Origin of the sequence: Collinsella sp. LCP19S3_D3, from assembly GCF_052121455.1 — a bacterium.
In the GTDB taxonomy this organism is placed as follows: Bacteria; Actinomycetota; Coriobacteriia; order Coriobacteriales; family Coriobacteriaceae; genus Collinsella.
The window spans coordinates 14,434-28,970 of record NZ_JBQKEF010000004.1 but is presented as its reverse complement, the minus strand read 5'-3'; the positions used below and the strand labels follow the sequence as shown (position 1 = coordinate 28,970).

Sequence of the window (14,537 nt, the reverse complement as noted above, 5' to 3'; positions counted from 1 at the left end):
GCACTTACGCCTCCTTCTTGGTCGAAGCAACAGAGCTGACAGCCACGGGCGCAGCACCGCCCGCGACATCAAAGCGAGCGACATCCGCGTTGCTCGCGCGGCCGGTCACGATGTCAAACGCCAACTCCTCGGCCTGCGCATGCGTCTTGCCCACGGCCTCGGCCGCAGCGACAATCGCCAGCACGCGCTCGTACTCGGTCGGAATGACCTTCACAAAGTGCTTGCTCATCGTCTCGAAGCTGTAGAGCAGCTTAATGCCGCGCGGGCTCTGCGTCGCGTCCACGTGCTCCTGGATGAGCGCGCGAATCTGCGCCAGCTCGCCAGCCGTCGGGGCCTTGAGTTCCACGCTCTCGTGGTTCACACGGGCCTCGAGCGTGCCGTACTGGTCAAAGACATAGGCCACGCCACCCGTCATACCGGCGGCGAAGTTCTGCCCGACCTCGCCCAAGATGAGCGCCAGGCCGCCCGTCATGTACTCGCAGCCATGGTTGCCGCAGCCCTCGACCACCACGGTGGCACCGGAGTTACGCACGCCAAAGCGCTGGCCTGCCAGGCCGTTAATAAAGCCGCGGCCGCTCGTGGCGCCAAAGAACGCCACGTTGCCCACGATGATGTTCTCGTCGAACTTGTAGGTCGCATGCGGGTTGGGGCGCACCGACACCTCGCCGCCCGAAAGGCCCTTGCCAAAGTAGTCGTTGGCGTCGCCGCACACGTTGAGCGTAATGCCGCGCGGCAGAAAGGCGCCAAAGCTCTGACCGGCCGAACCATCGCAATCGATGGTGATGGAGCCGGCGGGCAGGCCCTCGGGATGCGCCTTGGTCACCGCATTGCCCAGGATGGTGCCCACGCAACGGTTGACGTTGGCGATATCGGCGCGGAACCGAATCGGGCGCAGGTGCGCACGGGCATCGGCCGTATAGGGCACAAACAACGTGGAGTCGAGCGTCTTGTCGAGCTCGCTGTCCGCAGCCATCTGCGGCAGGAAGTGGCGACCGTCGGCGCCCGGGATATGGGCACCGAACTCGCAGGTCGCGCTCGCCAGCACGGGCGACAGATCAAGCAGGTTGGCCTTGCGGTTGCCCGGTACCTCAATCTGGCGCAGGCACTCGGGATGGCCGACCATCTCGTCGACGGTGCGGAAGCCCAGGCTCGCCATGACCTCACGCAGCTGCTCGGCAACAAAGAGCATAAAGTGCTCAACGTGCTCGGGCTTGCCGCGGAAGCCGCGACGCAGGCGACAGTTTTGCGTGGCGATGCCGGCCGGGCAGGTATCCTGCTGGCAGTCGCGCTGCATGAGGCAGCCCATGGAGATGAGCGGCATGGTCGCAAAGCCAAACTCCTCGGCGCCCAGCAGGCAGGCGACGGCAACATCGGTGCCGTCCATGAGCTTGCCGTCGGCCTCAAGCACCACGCGGGAGCGCAGGCCGTTTTGCAGCAACGTCTGCTGAGCCTCGGCAAGGCCGAGCTCCAGCGGCAGGCCGGCGTGCCAAATGGAATCGCGCGCCGCGGCACCCGAGCCGCCATTGTGGCCGCTGATCAAGATCTTGTCGGCGGCACCCTTGGCCACACCGGTGGCGATGGTGCCGACACCGGCCTCGCTGACCAGCTTGACCGACACGCGCGCACCGGGGTTGGCGTTCTTAAGATCAAAGATCAGCTCTGCCAGGTCCTCGATGGAGTAGATGTCGTGGTGCGGCGGAGGCGAGATCAGGCCGATGCCGGGCGTGGACTGACGGACCTCGGCGATCCAGGGGTAGACCTTCTTACCGGGTAGGTGGCCACCCTCGCCGGGCTTGGCGCCCTGGGCCATCTTGATCTGAATCTCGAAGGCGCTGCACAGGTAGCGGCTCGTTACGCCAAAGCGCGCACTTGCCACCTGCTTGATGGCGGAGTTCTTGGAGTCACCGTTAGCCAGCGGGGTCTCGCGACGCGGATCCTCGCCGCCCTCGCCCGAGTTAGAGCGTCCGTGCAGGCGGTTCATGGCGATGGCCATGCACTCGTGCGCCTCTTTGCTGATAGAACCGTACGACATGGCACCGGTGTTAAAGCGGCGGACGATGTTGCGCGCGGGCTCCACCTCGTCGAGCGAAACCGGCGTGCGGCCGTTGGCATTAAAGTCGAGCAAGTCACGCAGGCGCACGGCACGGCCGGTGCGGTGCAGGCGGGCGCTGTACTCCTTAAAGGTGTCGTAGCTGTCCTCACGGCAGGCGGTCTGCAGCAAGTAGACAGTCTGCGGATCGATGAGGTGATCCTCGCCGCCGAGCGGGCGCCACTTGGTCAGACCCAGCGTGGGCAGCTGATCGGGAGCCGGGCTCTTAAGGATAGCGAGCGCGGCGTCGTAGCGCTCGTTTTGCTCGCGCTCAACGTCCTCGACACCCATACCGCCCACACGGCTCACCGTGCCGGCGAAGTACGCGTTGACGAACTCCGGCGTAAAGCCCACGGCCTCGAAGATCTGCGCCGAATGGTAGCTCTGCACCGTGGAGATGCCCATCTTGGACATGATGGAAACGATGCCGGCGGTCGCAGCCTTATTGTAGTTGGCGATGCCCTGCTCGGCTGTCACATCCAGATCGCCGTGCGCCGCCAGGTCGCGAATGCACGCATGCGCGTTGTACGGATAGATGCCGCTCGCGGAGTAGCCCACCAGCGCCGCAAAGTCGTGCGGAGACACGGCGTCGCCACACTCCACCACGATGTCGGCAAAGGTACGCACGCCGGCGCGGATCAGGTGGTTGTGCACGCAGCCCACGGCGAGCAGTGACGGCACGGGTACCTCGTCCACTCCGGCGCGATCGCTCAACACCACGATGTTCACGCCGTCGCGGACCGCAGCCTCAACGTCCTCTGCAAGCTGCTTGAGCGCAGCCTGCAGCGCGCCCTCGCCGGCATCGCGGCGGTAAACGGCACGGAAACGGCGGGTCTTAAAGCCAACACGGTCAATCGCGCAAATGCGGTCGAACTCCTCCTCGCTCAGCAGTGGGCGCTCCAGACGCACCAGTTGGCAGGCCGTACGAGAGTCCTCGAGCAGGTTGCCGTGGTTGCCCAGGTAGAGCGTGGTCGAGGTGACCATATGCTCGCGCAGGGCGTCGATCGGCGGGTTCGTGACCTGGGCGAACAGTTGATAGAAGTAGTCAAAGAACGAGCGCGTCTTCTTGGACAGGCAGGCCAGCGGCGCATCGATACCCATCGAGGCGAGCGGGGCCTTGCCCTGCTGGGCCATGGGGCGCACGACCTCGTCAACATCATCCCAGTGGTAGCCGAGCTTGGCCATACGCACGGCGGCGGGCACCTCGGCATCCTCGGCGGGCGTTGCCGCGGCGGGCTTGTCGAGCGCGTCAACGGTCAGCGTCTCTTCGGCAATCCAATCGCGGTAGGGCTTTTCCTTGGCATAGCGGGCGCGCAGCTCGTCATTGTAGATCACACGGCCGCGGGCAAAATCGACCTCGAGCATCTGGCCCGGTCCCAAACAACCGCTTGTCAGGATATTCTCGGGGCGCACCTCGATGGTGCCCACCTCGCTTGCCAGCATAAAGCGGCCGTCGCGCGTCACGTAGTAGCGAGCCGGGCGCAGGCCGTTGCGGTCGAGGGCGGCACCCAGCGTACGGCCGTCGGTAAAGGCGATGGCCGCCGGGCCGTCCCAGGGCTCCATGAGCATGGACTGGTAGGCATCGTAGGCGCGACGCTCCTCGCTCAGGTTGTCGTTGTGGTCCCACGGCTCGGGCAGCAACATGGACGCGGCACGCGTGAGCGGACGGCCGTTCATGACCAAAAACTCGAGCACATTATCCAGAATCGCGGAGTCGGAACCCTCGCGGTTGATGATGGGCATCACACGCTCAAGATCATGCTGCAGCACGGGGCTGTACAGGTTAGGTTCGCGGGCGCGAATCCAGTTGACGTTGCCCTTGAGGGTGTTGATCTCGCCGTTGTGGATAATAAAGCGGTTGGGATGTGCGCGCTCCCAGCTAGGCGTGGTGTTGGTGGAGTAGCGCGAGTGGACGAGCGCCACGGCCGTCTTGACGGCGGCGTCGTTGAGATCGATAAAGAAGCGGCGCATCTGCGTGGCGACCAGCATGCCCTTGTACACGATGGTGCGCGAGCTCATGGAGCACACATAGAAGATCTTGTCGCGCAGGGCAAACTCGGCGTCGGCCTTCTTTTCGATGGTACGGCGGCACACGTACAGGCGACGCTCAAAGGCATCGCCGGCGGGCGTGTCGTCCGGACGGCCCAGGAAAGCCTGCAGGATGGTGGGCATGCAGGCACGGGCCGTCTCGCCCAGATCGTGAGGGTCGACCGGCACCTCGCGCCAAAAGAGCAGCGGCACGCCGGCCTCGGCACAGCCTTCCTCAAACACGCGGCGGGCATCCTCTACGCCCTTGTCGTCTTGCGGAAAGAACAGCATGGCCACGCCATAGTCGCCCTCTGCCGGCAGAATCTGGCCGCACTTTTGAGCCTCTTTGCGGAAAAAGTGATGCGGAACCTGGAACAGGATGCCGGCGCCGTCGCCGGTATTCTTCTCAAGTCCCGTGCCACCGCGGTGCTCCAGGTTGACCAGAATGGACAGCGCATCGTCCAGAATCTGGTGGTGGCGCTCGCCGTTGATATCGGCAAGAGCGCCGATGCCACATGCATCGTGGTCGAATTCGGGGCGATAAAGGCCCTGCTGCTGAGCGGAATCTGCCTGCATCGCGATCCTCCCCTAGTATTTAGACAGTCAGTTGAATAGGCATACTAGAAGCATCGCCGGCCCATTGTGTTTCCCGCCCGTTTCGAAACAATTGCGTAACGCACGCCCTACGAGTGGACACCGCCGACCTCAAGGGCAACAACAAGGACCCCAGGTTCGGCCTGTAAGCTCACCGCTTCAAACATCTCAATCTGTAACAGGAAGACCCAATTTCGACGACCAACTGTTACAGATTGAGATGTTCTCGAGAGACGGTTCCGAATGTCTCAATCTGTAACACGAGGGGCCGGTTTTGGCGGTCAGCTGTTACGGATCGAGTTTTTCCATAGGACCATTTCTTCCTGTCTCGATCTGTAACACCTAGGCCCAATTTCCATCTCTAGTTGTTACAGATCAAGACATTTCGGCAACCCCCTTTTACCATCACAACAATTTTGTTAGTCATGGTCAAATTTCGAGCCTAAAACGGGTATCCTTTGCGGCGTCAAACAAACGGCACGCAGGAGTGCACCATGATCGACCATCTCAAATATCACTTTGGCTCCCCGCGCACCGGCGGCCACGGCGGACTCGACATCGCACGGCATATCGGCCCCGGGCTGCTCGTGACCGTCGGCTTTATCGACCCGGGCAATTGGGCCTCCAATATGGCCGCCGGCTCGCAGTTTGGCTACGCGCTGCTGTGGATCGTCACGCTGTCCACGATCATGCTCATCGTGCTGCAACACAACGCGGCTCACTTGGGCATCGCCACGGGCATGTGTCTTGCCGAGGCCACGACGCGCCACCTGCCCCGCCTCGTCGGGCGTGCGATACTCGGCAGCGCGTATCTAGCCACGGTCGCCACCGCCATGGCCGAAGTCCTGGGCGGTGCGATCGCACTTCAAATGCTCTTTGGCCTGCCCGTACGTGCCGGCTGCATCATCGTGGCGGCGGCATCGATTGCCATGCTCATGACAAGCTCCTACAAACGCGCCGAACGCTGGATCATCGCCTTCGTGGGCGTGGTGGGACTTTCGTTTTTAGCCGAGCTTCTGCTGGTCAAGGTCGACTGGCCGCAAGCCGCCACAAGCTGGATTACACCCAGTATGCCCACCGGCTCAGTCGCGATTATCGTAAGTGTCCTAGGCGCGGTCGTTATGCCCCACAACCTCTTCCTGCACTCCGAGGTCATCCAATCCATGCACTTTGAAGGCCAAGGCGAGCAGGTTATCGAAGAACGCCTGCACTACGAGCTCTTCGACACGCTCTTTTCGATGGGTGTGGGCTGGGCAATCAACTCGGCCATGGTCATCCTGGCCGCAACGACCTTCTTTGCGCACGGCATTGTCGTAGACGACCTCGCCGTCGCAGCGGCCACGCTCTCCCCCATTCTGGGCCCGGCAAGCTCGACCATCTTTGCGGTGGCACTGCTGTTTGCGGGCATATCGAGTAGCGTGACGGCGGGCATGGCGGCGGGCACCATCACCGCGGGCATATTCGACGAGGAATACGACATCCACGACCGACATTCCTCGATCGGAGTGGCGGCCTGTTTCGTCGGCGCAGTGGCGGCGTGCCTGATCGTCCCGAATCCTTTTGAGGGTCTCATTTGGAGTCAGGCACTGTTGTCGCTTCAGCTGCCGATTACGGTCTTTGTGCTCATACGACTCACCAGCTCGCCCCGCGTCATGGGCAAATACGCCAACTCGCGCCCGCTCAACGCGTTGCTCGTAGGGATCGGCGTCATCGTGACGATTCTCGACATCGTGCTGCTAACGGGGATGTAATGGGATGGCGTGACTGTCCAGATATAACGTCTCAATCTGTAACACGTGAGGCCGTTTTGAGCCCTTAGATGTTACAGATTGAGATTTTCTGAGAGATAGTTTCAGTTTGTCTCGATCTGTAACAAGTGGACCCAATTTCCGCGCCCAGATGTTACAGATCGAGATATTTCTTCAGCCCCAACCTTTTGTCTCGATCTGTAACAAGTAGAGGGGGTTTTACGTGCCTAAATGTTATAGATTGAGATTTTGGGAATGATGGTTTTGGTTTGTCTCGTTCTGTAACAGGAAGACCCGTTTTGAGCCGTTAGATGTTGCAGGTTAAGACAAAAGGTCGGCCGGACTCACAACAGACAGGATCGGCTAATAGCAGCCGTGATCCCTTGGGGACGGAGGAAAAGGGCCCCGGCCGGGATATCCGACCGGGGCCCTTGGACAGAGCTATATGTTGCTGCAAGTCGTGTGTCTACGAGCTACTCCTCGACGAGCTCAAACTGATCGGGACCGACGCCACACACCGGGCACACGTAATCCTCGGGCAGCTCGGGCGTGTCGACCTCTACCTCGTAACCGCAAACGGTGCACACGAACTTGTACGTCTTCTTTTCCTCGGCCATGATGTTCTCCTCTCGAACGTGGCTGCTGGTGTACTTTGCTTATTAGTATATATTCTTAATAATATAATGCAAGCGGTTTTACCGCATTTCTACCCTTGGTACGAAGACGCCTTGGGCGGCGTCTTGCCCTTCAGGACCTTATGGTAGTAATCGTAGGTGAGCGGCGTCTCGTCGCTCAGGCGCTCGGCATCCTCGACCTCGCCGATAAACAGTAGATGCGTGCCCACATCCACTGTGTCGATCAAACGGCAGCTAAACAAGGCCGCCGCATGCTCGGGAACATAAGGCATGCCCAGTGCGGTCTCGCGCGTCTCGTACTTGGCAAATTTGTCATAGTTGCTGCTGGTACGGAATCCAAAGTTACCAATGTAGGGCATATCGGCCGTCTGATCGATCACGGTCAGCGCAAAGGCCTTGGCAGACGAGATAACGCCAGACGTGACATTTTCCTTGTTCACGGCAACCGAAATGCGCGGCGGCGTGGACGTCACCTGCACCGCGGTGTTGATAATGCAGCCGGCGCGCGACCCATCTGCCGCGGCACTCACCACATACAGCCCGCACGGCATCGTAAAGAACGCAGTTTTATCCAAAACGATCACTCCCCTAACTCGGAATTGAGCCTTGCAGACGTATATACCCACAATGAGACATATGTGTCAGAACGGTAAGAAAAATGAGCCACACGCAGTTGCGGTGAAAAAGTCCCTGTTTAAGCCTGGATACCCAACAAACAGAAACTATTCCACCGCAACTTGCGAGGAGCAGACCGGGAGTACGACAACAGTGATGGATGAACATCCCCGCCCGCCCGGATATCAACCCTTAGCGATTACGCTCCTTAAGCGCGCGATCGATTTCGCGCTGAACGTCACGTTTGGCCATGTCCTCGCGTTTGTCGTAGAGCTTTTTGCCACGGCCCAGGCCCAACAGCAGCTTAACGCGACCATCGGTATTAAAGTAGAGCTCGAGCGGCACCAGTGCATAGCCGCGGTTGCGTAGTTTGCCGTCAAGAAAATCAATCTCCTTGCGATGCAGCAGCAGACGGCGCCGGCGATCGGGATCACGGTTCCACACGCCACCGTGACTATAGGGATGGATGTGCAAACCCACCAGCCAGCACTCGCCGCCGCGAATCAGCGCAAAAGTATCGGTAATCTGACAGGCGCGCTCGCGAATCGACTTGACCTCGGTACCGCTCAGCTCAATGCCGCATTCGAATGTCTCGTCGATAAAGTATTCGTGATGCGCCGAACGATTCTTGGAGATGAGCTTGCGCTCGCGCTTACTGGGCATCGCCGGCCTCCTCGGCGTCATCGGCTTTCCCGCTCGCAGCCTCGCGTTTGGCCTTGCGCTCGGCGTTGAGCTCGGCATCGCTTTCGCGCACCAGCTTAATGATCGCCGCGCATGCCTCCTCGCCCACCAGGTCGCGGGCACGGACCGTCAGGCGTGTAGCCTCCTGCTTGTCACCGTCGCCCGCAGCGTCGGTCGCACACATAATCAGACAAATGGCAATCTCGGCCGAAGGCGAGGTCGGTACGCCCTGCAACGCCAGCTCGCCCATCACATGCTCATCACTCTCGTCGGCGGCATCCGGATAGGTGGCATGGATCTTGCTGAGCAAGCGCGTCGTATGTGAATCGCCAGGGGCCAAGCGCAGCGCCAGACGTGCGCAACCCACGGCCGCCGAGACGTTCTCGGTCTCGGGCTCCAAAAAGTACTGGCCCAAGTTGGCGTAGGCGCGGGCGGCGCACCTGCCGTCACTCGCACGCTCCAGCACCGAAAACGAAAGCGAAGCCCACTCCTGCTTGTCCTCGAGCGCACGGAACAGCTCGGCCAGATCCAGTCGGTAGTTGCAGTTCATGGGGTCCCAGCGCACGGCCTGCATCAAGGCATTGCGGGCGCTCACATAATCCTGCTGACGGATGTAGGCAAACGCCATGTCGGAGTACAGGCGGTCAAACGGCACCTCGACCTGCACCAGCTCGCGTGGATCCTTTTCCACGCGGCGGTAGGCCAGGCGCTCAAACTTGCTATCGAAGCTAAAGTACTGGCGGTTCTCCTCCGTTTTGCACTCGGCATCGATATACTCCTCGGCGAGCTCCACCAAACGCTCCAGCAGCGGCGTCGCCGTGGCCAGGTCTCCCTGCGCCAGGTAATTCTCGGCATACGTAATGTCTTGTAGGCTGATGGGCAGGTCCATGGCAACTCCTCGGTCCAGGTGAAACGCGGCTCATTCCACACATGCGGTGTATACACAAAACCCGGGTCTCTTGCGAGGCCCGGGCATTCAATTTGTGGTAGCCCGTACCAGATTCGAACTGGTGATCTCCGCCTTGAGAGGGCGGCGTCCTAAACCGCTAGACGAACGGGCCATATGTAGCAAATGCAATGGCTGGGATGGAGGGAGTCGAACCCCCATTGACGGAACCAGAATCCGCTGTCCTGCCATTAGACGACATCCCAATGACTGCATCGCTGCGCTCGGCTGTGCCTTTGCGCAAGAAAGAAATATACGGGAAGTCGCTCCGTGACGCAAGCCCCAATTTTGACTTTTTTAAAATTCGGTCAAATTGGCCTAATTTCGTCCAGCCCGTGAAGGACCTGTGAAGCCGACCGCTGTACACGAAGGGCAAAACGCCGCGAGCGGTAGCCGTCAACCGTTGGCAGATACTAACGCGAAAACGATAGCACCAGGCAACACAATCGAAGTATCTTTTGATCATGCGGACGTCATGGCATGCGGCGCTCCCCGACCTCAAGCGCATCCAGGCAAGTCTCGTCGAGCTGTCCGGCATGCCGACCGTCATATCCGAGACGAACCTGGAGCGGCGGCAGCGAGAGCGGCGGCAGCGGCAACGAATTCCGTTTATCTGCCCCGGCATTCAGGCATACCTGCCCTTTATGGACGAAGAGTACAGGAACGACACGCCCGACAAGCACGTAAAGATCTACGACCCACACGAATGGGCGCAGCTGAAGGACTGACTGGGGCAGGCCCGCCCTGGAGTAGGCCCGCCGGAAGAAAGCGCATCCCAGATTTCAAGCTCAAACTGGTCCCCACTTTCCCGTCGAGCCCTCAACCGGAAACCGTGTCCCAGAATCAGCGCTCGAAACGGGATGTCATTTCCGATAGAGCCCTCAACCGGAAAGCACATCCCAGAATCAGCACTCAAAATGGGACGCACTTTCCGAAGCCGCTACAGCAACGCCTCGGTCCAAGCCGCTTCCCTAAAGCCGGGGATCGCAAAGTCGTCGCCCACCAGCAGCGGGCGCTTAACCAGCATGCCGTCAGTCGCCAGCAGCTCGCAGCATTCCTGGTCCGTCATACCCGCATCCAAGCGCGCTTTCAGACCAAGCTCTCGATATTTCATGCCCGACGAGTTAAAGAAGCGTCGCACCGGCAGCCCCGAACGAGCAATCCAGGTCGCAAGTTCCTCAGCCGAAGGATTGTCTGTAACAATATCGCGATCGACGTACTCAACCCCATGCTCGTCCAACCAGGCCTTGGCCTTTTTACACGTCGAGCATTTGGGGTATTCAACAAACAGCACTGCCATGGGGATTCCCTTCTTAGAAAAGACAAGTGTCTGGCAAACAGCGCATCGATGGCCATCTGCGACCGATGCCGATATTGTAACCAGCGCCGACGTACAGGCGGTCGCGATTTTCCATCTTGAGGTTAGCGCCTCGCATGGGCGCCAATGGGACAGGTCGCGCACTGAACCAGCGCGGCGGCCAACAGCACCAACAGCATGGCGACAACGTAACCCGCGGCATCGAAGCCCAGGTCGATCATGTCGAAATGACGACCAGGAACAAAGATCTTGTGCACTTGGTCACCGACAGAGCAGACGGCGCAAAAGGCTAAGACAGACACGCACCGTAATCGAGTGGGCGACACGCGCTTATCCAAGCACACCGCCACCAACGAAGCAAAAAGTCCTACAAAGAAGAACTCAACGGTATGTGCGACGCGACGAATGTTGGCACCCATCCACAGACGAACGGGCGCAAGCGGGTCGGGATGAACAGTGGCAGTCGTTGAATCCGTGCCCTCGACGGCATCCCCCGCCTGGAACTCCTGCGTGGCGTCGGGCCGCACGTCCGCGGCCCGTCCTTCCACCGCACGCGCGGTGGACTCGCTGAGCGACGACGTCTGCTCCACGTTTTGCTCCGTCAGCATCCAAATACTTGCCAGCGTCACGACCAGCAGGACAATCGAAATCCATCCGACCACGTGCTCCACACGCGCCAAGGGCTAACCTCCGTCATTTTTTGAGCAGCAGCGAGTGTACCCCCAAATGCAGTTGTCGCCGTAGCGAAATCCAAAATGTTCGAATCGGGGCGCCAAAGGACCGTGGCGCCCCTACTCCATCTCGCGCATCCAGCGATCGAACGTCCCCACGCACACGTCTAGCCGCTTTGCCGCCTGACTCCGCGTGATATCACCCGCCTCGTAGGCATCGCGTACCAGCTCGAATTGCGGGGGACAGGGCTTGCGGGGGCCGGCCAAAGCGCACACCGCGCGCTCGCGCCGCCGCAATGCCCTCGGCTTGGCGCCGGTGGATGTTCTCGCGCTCCACCTGCGCCACATAGCTCAGCAGCTGCAAAACAATATCGGCAATCAACGTACTCGTCACGTCCGACCCACCACAGTCTCTGGCGCGCGTGTCGAGCAATGGCATGTCCAGCACCACGATGGCGGCGCCGAGCTCTTTGGTTATGCACCGCCATTCCTCGAGGATCTCGCTGTAGTTACGGCCCAGCCGATCAATGGAAAGTACCACCAGCACATCGCCGGAATCCAACGCGCACAGCAGCTCGCGATACCGCGGTCGATCGAAGTCCTTGCCACTCGCATGGTCGGCAAAGATATTCGCCGGTTCCACGCCATAGGCGCCCAGCGCATCCAGCTGCCGATTCAGATTTTGATCACGCGAGCTCACCCGCGCATACCCGTACACCGTTGTCATCTCATCCCCGCTCTCTCGTAAACCTCCCAAAAAGGGACAGGTTTATTTTGGTAGGTTTTATCTCCCCTATAGCAGGCGGAAGACGCAAGCGCGCGAGCGGCAAGACGATTGAACCGCCACGAAAAAGGCAGCCCCAAAAGACCGCCCCGTTCTCTATCAATCACCAAATTCCGGCTAATGAATAAGCCTGAAATCCAAGTGCCCGCGGGTCGTGTTGACGCGCGAGACCTCGATGATCACGCGCTGCCCCAGCTCATAGCGAGTCCCCGTGTCGACGCCCGTGAGCGTGAGCGCGTCCTCGTCAAACTCGAACCACTCGCTTCCCAAGCTCTTAATCGAGACCAAGCCCTCGACCTGTGTCAGGTCGAGGCGCACAAAGAGGCCCATGCTGCTGACCCACGAAATGGTTCCGGCATAGCGCTCGCCCAGACGATCCTCGTAATACTGGGCAATCTTGATCTTTTGCGTCGCATGGCTGGCGGAGTCCGCCGCACGCTCGGCATCGCTGCATGCACGGCAAATCTGCGGCAAGATGCGCGGCAGCGACTCGCGACCCTTGCCGATCAGCCGCGGCGTGCGCGCCAAGGCATCCTTGCCGCCCAGCTGCTCATACGCCAGTTGCAATTTGAGCACGCGATGGACAACAAGGTCCGGATAGCGTCGGATAGGGCTCGTAAAGTGGCAGTAGCACGGCGCGGCGAGCGCAAAGTGGCCCTCGTTGCGCGGCTTGTACAGCGCGCGCTGCATGCTGCGCAATAGCAACGTGTTGACAAGCGGGGCATTTGCCGTGCCAGCGGCAGCGTCAACCGCCGCCTGCAGCTCATCGGGACTTCCCAGGGCAATGCCGGCCGCGCGGCGATCGTCGATGATACCCAGCTGCGCCAGCGCCACAGCGGCCCCGTGCAAGCTGTCGGGGCTGGGATCCTCATGCACGCGATAGCATGCCTCAATATCGCGGTCTGCCAGCCACTCGGCAACGCACTCGTTGGCAAGCAGCATAGCTTCCTCGATGAGCGACGTGGCACACGAGCGCTCGCGGGCCACGATCTGCACGGGAACGCCGTCCTCGTCCAGCAAAGCGCGAATCTCCGCCGTGTCAAAGTCGACCGAGCCGCGCGCACGGCGAATGCGACGGCGTCGCTCGGCAAGCTCGTTGGCAGCAACTAGGAAATCGCTCAGATCCACGTCGTAGTCGCGGGCAGTCTCTTCGCCAGTCAAACCGCGCTCAAGCGCCTCCTCGCGCGACGCCTCGGCTGCAGCAACATCCTCGGCGGCACCTTTCAACACGGAGTACTCCACCGCACCGGCACGCACCAGCAGTGCCTCGGCACCGTCATAGTCCATGCGCACGCGCGAGCGAATCACGCTGGGATACGGATCGTAGTGGCGGACGTGCCCCTGCGCATCGAGCTCGATGTCGACGGTAAACGCCAGGCGATCCTCGTCGGGGCGCAAGGAACACAGGTCATTCGACAGGCGCTCGGGCAACATGGGGAGCACGCGATCGGCAAGGTACACCGACGTCGTGCGATGGCGAGCCTCTAGGTCGATGTGTCCGTCCCAGGCCACATAATGCGATACATCGGCGATATGGACACCCAGCTTGTAGCCGCCCTGCGTCGTGCGCTCCAAAGAGATGGCGTCGTCAAAGTCGCGCGCGTCGACCGGATCGATCGTGATGATAAAACGGTCGCGCAGATCACGGCGAAGTGGGTCCTTAAGAGCTGTCGCCACGTCGAGCGATAGCTCCTCGGCCTCGGCAAGGGCGGTCTCGGGATAACTATCGGTATAGCCGTAACGAGCCATGACATATTGAACGCCCAAGTCGGGTGCATCGTCGCCGCCAATACGGCGCTCAAGAGTCACGGTGCCCGATTCCAAGCGCGTCGGATAGCTCAAAATGCGTGCGACGACTGCATCGCCCGGATGCACGCCTAAACGCTCCGCCGAAGTATCCTCGGGCAAAATAAAGAAATCGGCCTTGAGACGCGAATCAAGCGGCTCGATCACACCGAGCGGGCCTGCCGTCTGATACGTGCCCACCACGCTTATGGCCGCGCGCTCGACAACGCCCTCGATCACGGCACGGCGATCGCCGCGCGGTCCGGTCTTAATGCTCACGGCCACGATGTCGCCGTCCATAATCTCGCGCTTGCCGCGACCCATAACCTTATAGTCGCCATTATCGGTGACAACATAGGCGCTGTGCTCATGGAGCTGCACACGGCCCGTCAGGCTGGGACGCCGCTCGCTACGCACTGGCGCGCGCTTGTTGCGAGCGCTACGCTTATGTTTGTTATTGCGCCCCATGGCGCCTCCTTACTATCTGTTGCGGGGCCCGCAGGCGCATCCGCATCATGTCAAAACACCGTGCAGGCCTAAACCGCACGCATCAAAGAGTCTACCCAATCAACAACAGGGCACGCACCTCGCGTCATGATCCCTATGTGACGGAGAAAATCGAATTATCGAGACAAGCCGAACT

11 protein-coding genes and 2 tRNA genes are annotated in these 14,537 nt (G+C 60.6%); 2 read left to right on the top strand and 11 right to left on the bottom strand.

The features are described 5' to 3' along the window. Positions 1-4: 4 nt before the first annotated feature. The gene (gltB, locus tag ACTQXM_RS02545; RefSeq protein WP_441537451.1) at positions 5-4,693 is read right to left on the bottom strand and encodes a glutamate synthase large subunit; all 4,689 of its coding nucleotides are present in this window, start codon (positions 4,691-4,693) and stop codon (positions 5-7) included. 512 nt (positions 4,694-5,205) lie between these two features. Here gltB and ACTQXM_RS02540 point away from each other — a divergent pair. After that, positions 5,206-6,462, top strand: coding sequence for an Nramp family divalent metal transporter (locus ACTQXM_RS02540; RefSeq protein WP_441063534.1), 1,257 nt, complete (start codon positions 5,206-5,208; stop codon positions 6,460-6,462). 470 nt (positions 6,463-6,932) lie between these two features. Here the strand turns inward: ACTQXM_RS02540 and ACTQXM_RS02535 are convergent, their stop codons facing one another. The 6 genes from ACTQXM_RS02535 to ACTQXM_RS02510 all read right to left on the bottom strand — a co-directional run bounded on the left by ACTQXM_RS02535 (position 6,933) and on the right by ACTQXM_RS02510 (position 9,542). After that, entirely contained in the window at positions 6,933-7,076 is a 144-nt protein-coding gene (locus ACTQXM_RS02535) for a rubredoxin-like domain-containing protein (protein ID WP_035137395.1), read from the bottom strand. An 89-nt stretch (positions 7,077-7,165) separates the two neighbouring features. Continuing rightward, a complete protein-coding gene (locus ACTQXM_RS02530) occupies positions 7,166-7,669 on the bottom strand; it encodes a flavin reductase family protein (RefSeq protein ID WP_427717758.1) in 504 nt (167 codons plus the stop codon). Between the two features lie 232 nt (positions 7,670-7,901). Then, positions 7,902-8,372: an SsrA-binding protein SmpB gene (smpB, locus tag ACTQXM_RS02525; RefSeq protein WP_006235325.1), complete on the bottom strand. Its 471-nt coding sequence runs from the start codon at positions 8,370-8,372 to the stop codon at positions 7,902-7,904. Then, positions 8,362-9,279: a hypothetical protein gene (locus ACTQXM_RS02520; protein WP_427727424.1), complete on the bottom strand. Its 918-nt coding sequence runs from the start codon at positions 9,277-9,279 to the stop codon at positions 8,362-8,364. Before ACTQXM_RS02520 ends, smpB begins: the two co-directional genes overlap by 11 nt. 95 nt (positions 9,280-9,374) lie before the next feature. Then, positions 9,375-9,451: transfer RNA gene (locus ACTQXM_RS02515), tRNA-Glu, on the bottom strand. 17 nt (positions 9,452-9,468) lie between these two features. Next, positions 9,469-9,542 (bottom strand) — tRNA-Gln (locus ACTQXM_RS02510). A gap of 258 nt (positions 9,543-9,800) precedes the next feature. Between ACTQXM_RS02510 and ACTQXM_RS02505 the strand changes: the two genes are divergently transcribed. After that, positions 9,801-10,064 carry a hypothetical protein gene (locus tag ACTQXM_RS02505; protein ID WP_441537450.1) on the top strand — a complete coding sequence of 88 codons (264 nt, stop codon included), beginning with the start codon at positions 9,801-9,803 and terminating at the stop codon, positions 10,062-10,064. A 212-nt stretch (positions 10,065-10,276) separates the two neighbouring features. Here the strand turns inward: ACTQXM_RS02505 and ACTQXM_RS02500 are convergent, their stop codons facing one another. From ACTQXM_RS02500 to ACTQXM_RS02485, 4 genes are all read right to left on the bottom strand, one after another. Then, the gene (locus ACTQXM_RS02500) at positions 10,277-10,642 is read right to left on the bottom strand and encodes an arsenate reductase family protein (protein WP_427717859.1); all 366 of its coding nucleotides are present in this window, start codon (positions 10,640-10,642) and stop codon (positions 10,277-10,279) included. Between the two features lie 116 nt (positions 10,643-10,758). Then, positions 10,759-11,325, bottom strand: coding sequence for a VanZ family protein (locus ACTQXM_RS02495; protein WP_441537458.1), 567 nt, complete (start codon positions 11,323-11,325; stop codon positions 10,759-10,761). A 199-nt stretch (positions 11,326-11,524) separates the two neighbouring features. Then, positions 11,525-12,052 (bottom strand): recombinase family protein, encoded by a 528-nt coding sequence (locus ACTQXM_RS02490; protein ID WP_441537449.1) that lies wholly within the window; start codon positions 12,050-12,052, stop codon positions 11,525-11,527. A 174-nt stretch (positions 12,053-12,226) separates the two neighbouring features. After that, positions 12,227-14,362 (bottom strand): ribonuclease R family protein, encoded by a 2,136-nt coding sequence (locus tag ACTQXM_RS02485; RefSeq protein ID WP_441537448.1) that lies wholly within the window; start codon positions 14,360-14,362, stop codon positions 12,227-12,229. Positions 14,363-14,537: the final 175 nt, after the last annotated feature.

Coding starts and splice junctions, on each gene's coding strand:
- gltB (WP_441537451.1), bottom strand. CDS start 4,693: ATGCAGGCAGATTCCGCTCAGCAGCAGGGCCTTTATCGCCCCGAATTC.
- ACTQXM_RS02540 (WP_441063534.1), top strand. CDS start 5,206: ATGATCGACCATCTCAAATATCACTTTGGCTCCCCGCGCACCGGCGGC.
- ACTQXM_RS02535 (WP_035137395.1), bottom strand. CDS start 7,076: ATGGCCGAGGAAAAGAAGACGTACAAGTTCGTGTGCACCGTTTGCGGT.
- smpB (WP_006235325.1), bottom strand. CDS start 8,372: ATGCCCAGTAAGCGCGAGCGCAAGCTCATCTCCAAGAATCGTTCGGCG.
- ACTQXM_RS02520 (WP_427727424.1), bottom strand. CDS start 9,279: ATGGACCTGCCCATCAGCCTACAAGACATTACGTATGCCGAGAATTAC.
- ACTQXM_RS02505 (WP_441537450.1), top strand. CDS start 9,801: ATGCGGACGTCATGGCATGCGGCGCTCCCCGACCTCAAGCGCATCCAG.
- ACTQXM_RS02490 (WP_441537449.1), bottom strand. CDS start 12,052: ATGACAACGGTGTACGGGTATGCGCGGGTGAGCTCGCGTGATCAAAAT.
- ACTQXM_RS02485 (WP_441537448.1), bottom strand. CDS start 14,362: ATGGGGCGCAATAACAAACATAAGCGTAGCGCTCGCAACAAGCGCGCG.